The organism is Deltaproteobacteria bacterium, from assembly GCA_005879795.1.
Taxonomy (GTDB): domain Bacteria; phylum Desulfobacterota; class Binatia; order DP-6; family DP-6; genus DP-6.
Genome location: VBKJ01000082.1, coordinates 1 through 4723, shown reverse-complemented (window position 1 = coordinate 4723; position 4723 = coordinate 1). Strand labels below are relative to the sequence as shown.

4 protein-coding genes are annotated in these 4723 nt (G+C 75.9%); all 4 read right to left on the bottom strand.

The genetic code is table 11. The features are described from left to right. Positions 1–105: 105 nt before the first annotated feature. Positions 106–1566 carry a histidinol dehydrogenase gene (gene hisD, locus E6J59_04420; GenBank protein TMB22195.1) on the bottom strand — a complete coding sequence of 487 codons (1461 nt, stop codon included), beginning with the start codon at positions 1564–1566 and terminating at the stop codon, positions 106–108. A gap of 14 nt (positions 1567–1580) precedes the next feature. Beyond that, positions 1581–2846 carry a UDP-N-acetylglucosamine 1-carboxyvinyltransferase gene (gene murA, locus E6J59_04415; protein TMB22194.1) on the bottom strand — a complete coding sequence of 422 codons (1266 nt, stop codon included), beginning with the start codon at positions 2844–2846 and terminating at the stop codon, positions 1581–1583. Beyond that, complete coding sequence (gene prmC, locus E6J59_04410; GenBank protein ID TMB22193.1) at positions 2831–3832, bottom strand: peptide chain release factor N(5)-glutamine methyltransferase; 1002 nt, start codon at positions 3830–3832, stop codon at positions 2831–2833. Before prmC ends, murA begins: the two co-directional genes overlap by 16 nt. Further along, the coding region (gene prfA, locus E6J59_04405; protein TMB22192.1) for a peptide chain release factor 1 at positions 3832–4723 on the bottom strand (892 nt) is incomplete at its 5' end. The genes prmC and prfA, both read right to left, overlap by 1 nt.

Below are 4723 nucleotides of genomic sequence, written 5' to 3'. Positions count from 1 at the left end.
CGTCGAGGTCGAGCTCGAGACGGATGTCGGTCTCCTTGGTCTTCCGCGCCACGCTCGCGCGGCGTCCCCCGGCGCGCGTCGGCGCCCGGCCAGCACGCCCTGCCACTAGCGTCCTCCTCTCCGGTGCGGGGTCGTCGGGCGGTGCGCGGCGGCGGGGCGAGGTCGGGACCCGGCGCTCACGCTCGCGCCGACGCGGATCCCCCTCACGGGCGCAGGGGTGTGCGGCGCGAGAGATCGCTTCGGACCCCGGCCCCGCCCCGCCGCCGGGCCGCGTGGGGACCCCACACCTGCGAGCCGCCGCTCGACCGCGCGCCCGTGCCCATCGAGGCCTTCCAGGCGCGCGAGGCGCACCACCGCTGGCCCCAGACGCGCGAGCGTCCGCGGCCCGGCCTCGATCACGCTGGTCCGCTTGACGAAGTCGTAGACCCCGAGCGGCGAGGCGAAGCGCGCCGTGCCGCCCGTCGGCAGGACGTGGTTCGGCCCGGCCAGGTAGTCGCCGAACGCCTCGGGCGCGTCCTGGCCCAGGAAGACCGCGCCCGCGTGCCGCACGCGCGCGAGCCAGCGGCGCGGCGCGCGGACGGCGAGCTCCAGGTGCTCGGGGGCGAGGCGGTTGGCGATCTCGAGCGCGCGGGCGAGCGAGCGCGTCACCACGATGGCGCCGAAGTTGGCGAGCGCGCGCGCCGCGACCGCGCGCCGCGGGAGGCTCGCGAGCTGGCGGTCGAGCGCGGCCGCCACTCGCGCCGCGAGCCGGCGGTCCGGGGTCACGCAGATTGCCGCCGCCAGCGGGTCGTGCTCGGCCTGCGCCAGCATGTCGGCGGCGACCAGCTCGGCGTCGGCCCCGCCGTCGGCCACCACCAGCACCTCGCTCGGCCCCGCGATCGAGTCGATGTCGACCTGGCCGAAGGAGAGGCGCTTCGCGGTGGCCACCCAGACGTTCCCCGGCCCGACGATCTTGTCGACACGCGGTACGCTCTCGGTGCCGTACGCGAGCGCCGCCACCGCCTGCGCGCCACCGATCCGGAAGAGGCTGTCCACGCCGGCCAGGTGGCAGGCGGCGAGGATGATCGGCGCGTCGCCGTCCTTCCCGACCGGCGAGACGGCAATCACCTCGCCGACGCCCGCGACGCGCGCCGGGATGACGGTCATGAGCACGGTCGACGGGTACGCCGCCCGGCCGCCGGGCACGTAGACGCCCACGCGCGCGAGCGGCTCGATGCGCTGGCCGAGGCGCGCTCCGCTCGCGTCGCGGAAGGACCACGAGCGCTCGCGCTGGCGCGCGTGGAAGACGCGGATGCGGCGCGCCGCGAGCTCGAGGTCGCCGCGCACGCGCCCCGGCAGGCTCGAGTACGCCGCCGCCATCGCCTCCTTCGGGACGCGCAGCGCGCCGCGCCGGAGGGTCACGCCGTCGAAGCGGCGCGTGAAGGCGAGGAGCGCGCCGTCACCGGCGCGCCGGACGCGGGCGATGATGCGGCGCACGTCCGCCTCGACCCGCCCGCCAGCGGCCTCGCCGCGGGCGGCGAGCCGCGCCAGGCGCACCCGAGCGCGGGCGCTGTCGGCCGTCACGATGAGCCGCGCCGCCTTCACGCCGCCGCCCGCTCGCGCGCGATGTCGGCGCCGAGCGCCGAGAGCTTCGCCTCGACGTGCTCGTAGCCACGGTCCAGGTGGTAGACGCGCGACACGCGCGTCGTGCCGCGGGCCGCCAGCCCGGCCAGCACGAGGCAGACGCTGGCGCGCAGATCGGTCGCCATCACGGGCGCGCCCGAGAGCGACTGCGGCCCGCGCACGATGGCGTGGTTGCCGTCCACGTGGATGTCGGCACCCATGCGCACCAGCTCCTGCGCGTGCAGGAAGCGGTTCTCGAAGATCGTCTCGGTGAGCGTGCTGGTGCCGGTGGCGCGCGTCATGAGGGTCATGAACTGCGCCTGGAGGTCGGTCGGGAAGCCGGGATAGGGCATGGTCTTCACGTCGACGGCGGCGAGCTTGCCGTTGCCCTCGACGCGAATGCCGCTCTCGCGCTCGCGCACCGCCACACCCGCCTCGCCGAGCTTGGCGAGGAACGCCTCGAGATGATCGGCGGGCGCCCCGGTCACCTGCACCGCGCCGCCGGTCACCGCCGCCGCGACCATGAAGGTACCTGCCTCGATGCGATCCGGGATGACGGCGTGCTCGCCGCCGCCCAGCTCGGGGCACCCCTCGATCGTCACCTCCGAGGTGCCCGCGCCCCGGACGCCGGCCCCCATGCGCGCGAGCGCGCGCGCCAGGCAGATGTTCTCCGGCTCGCGCGCCGCGTTCTCGAGCACGGTCGTCCCCTCAGCGAGCGCGGCGGCCATCATGAGCTGCTGCGTCGCCCCCACCGAGGGGAAGTCGAGCACGATCTTCGCGCCGCGGAGACGGTCCGCCTCGGCCTCCACGTAGCCCTCGCTGATGCGGAGCCGCGCCCCGAGCTTCTGGAGGCCGCTCAGGTGGAGGTCGACGGGTCGCGCGCCGATGGCGCAGCCGCCCGGGGTCGAGACGCGGGCGTGGCCGAAGCGGGCGAGGAGCGGCCCCAGCACGAGGAAGGAGGCGCGCATCGTCTTCACCAGCTCGTAGGGCGCCTCGGTGCACGCGACGGCGCCCGGCTCGACCGCCACCTCGTGCCCGTCGGCGCTCTGCGTGACGCGCGCGCCCAGGTGCTCGAGCACCTGGATCGCGGTGCGCACGTCGGCCAGCGCGGGCACGTTCCGCACCACCGAGCGCTCGCGCGTGAGCAGGGTCGCGAAGAGGAGCGGCAGCGCCGCGTTCTTGGACCCGCTCACCATCACCTCGCCCTCGAGCTCGGCGCCCCCCCGGATCACGATCGTGTCCATCCGCCCCCTCCCCAGCACACGGCGAGCACGCGCTCGATGCCGGCGTGATCGCGGACCACCTCGACGCGGACGAAGCCGCTCGTGTCTAACTCCGCTGGGGGCCCGTCCGGTGCTCGCGCGCTGCGCGCGCTGCGTACAAACGCCCGCGCGGCTCGCGCCGCGCGCCCCAGACCCCGTCGGCCAGCTTGGCGCCTCTCGGCGCCGGCCTCCTCCGCCAGGCGCCGCACGGCGGCCGCCTGCCCCGCCCCCACCTCCACCACGAGCCAGCCGCCCGGCGCGAGCACGCGCGGTGCCTCGGCCATCAGGCGGCCGAGCGCCGCAAGCCCGTCCGGCCCCGCCGCGAGCGCCACACGCGGCTCGTGGTCGCGCACCTCCGGCGCGAGCCCGCCGAGCTCCGCGTCGGCCACGTAGGGCGGGTTCGCGGCCACCAGGTCGAAGGCCGCGGTGCGAAAGGGCGCGAGAAGGTCGCCGCAGACCAGCGCCACGCCCGGCGCCTGCCGGGCGAGGTTCGCGCGCGCCACGGCGAGCGCATCGGTATCGACGTCGCTCGCCCACACCCGTGCGGCGGGCAGCTCGCGCGCGAGCGCGGCCGCGATCGCCCCGCTGCCGGTGCCGACGTCGAGGACGCGCCGCCCCGCGGGCGCCAGGCGGAGCGCCGTTTCCACCACCAGCTCGGTCTCCGGCCGCGGGACGAGGACGCGGCGATCCACCGCGAGCGGGAGCGACCAGAACTCGCGCTCGCCGAGGATGTAGTGGAGCGGCTCGCGCCCCGCTCGGCGGCCGACGAGCGCGGCGAAGTCCCGGGCCGCCGTCTCGGGCAGCGGGCGCCGCGCCCCGACGACCAGGCCGGCGCGCGTCGTGTCGAGCGCGCGCGCGAGCAGGACCTCGGCGTCCGCGCGCGGCTCCGGCACGCCGGCCGCCGCCAGGCGAGCGATCGCCGCCGCGAGCGCGTCGCCCAGCGTCACGAACGCCGCCGCCGCGCCCATCAGCCCGCCGCCGCCAGCGCCTCGGCCTGCTGGCGCACGACGAGCGCGTCCACGATCGGGTCGATGTCGCCGTCGAGCACGCGGTCGAGGGTGTGGAGGGTCAGGTTGACACGGTGGTCGGTCACCCGGCTCTGCGGGAAGTTGTAGGTGCGGATCTTCTCCGAGCGGTCGCCAGAGCCGACCATCGCCTTGCGATTGGCGGCGATCTCGCTCTGCTGCTCGCTGCGCGCGCGCTCGAGGAGCCGGGCGCGCAGGATCTTGAGCGCCTTCGACTTGTTCTTGTGCTGCGACTTCTCGTCCTGGCAGGTGACGACGAGCCCGGTCGGCAGGTGCGTCACGCGCACGGCGGAGTCGGTCGTGTTGACGCTCTGCCCGCCCGGGCCCGAGGAGCGGTACACGTCGATGCGGAGGTCCTTGTCGGCCAGCTCCACCTCGACATCCTCGGCCTCGGGCAGCACCGCGACGGTCACCGCCGAGGTGTGGATGCGCCCCTGCGTCTCGGTCACCGGCACGCGCTGCACGCGGTGCACCCCGCCCTCGAATTTCAGGCGGCTGAAGGCGCCCTTCCCCTGCACGAGCGCGATCACCTCCTTGAAGCCACCGAGGCCGGTCGGGCTCGAGGACAGCACCTCGACGCGCCAGCCGTGCCGCTCGGCGTAGCGCGAGTACATGCGGAAGAGCTCGGCGGCGAAGAGGCTCGCCTCGTCGCCGCCGGTGCCGGCCCGGATTTCGAGCACGGTGTTGCGCTCGTCGTTGGGGTCCTTGGGGAGGAGGAGGTGCTTGAGCGTCGCGTCGAGTGCGGCCAGGCGCGCCTCGAGCGCGGGCAGCTCGCTGCGCGCCAGCTCGCGCAGCTCGGCGTCTCTCTCGCGCAGGACCTCACGATGCTCGTCG

What these genes read in the sequence shown, in the direction of transcription:
- murA (TMB22194.1), bottom strand. Translation starts at nt 2,846, where the DNA reads ATGGACACGATCGTGATCCGGGGGGGCGCCGAGCTCGAGGGCGAGGTG.
- prmC (TMB22193.1), bottom strand. Translation starts at nt 3,832, where the DNA reads ATGGGCGCGGCGGCGGCGTTCGTGACGCTGGGCGACGCGCTCGCGGCG.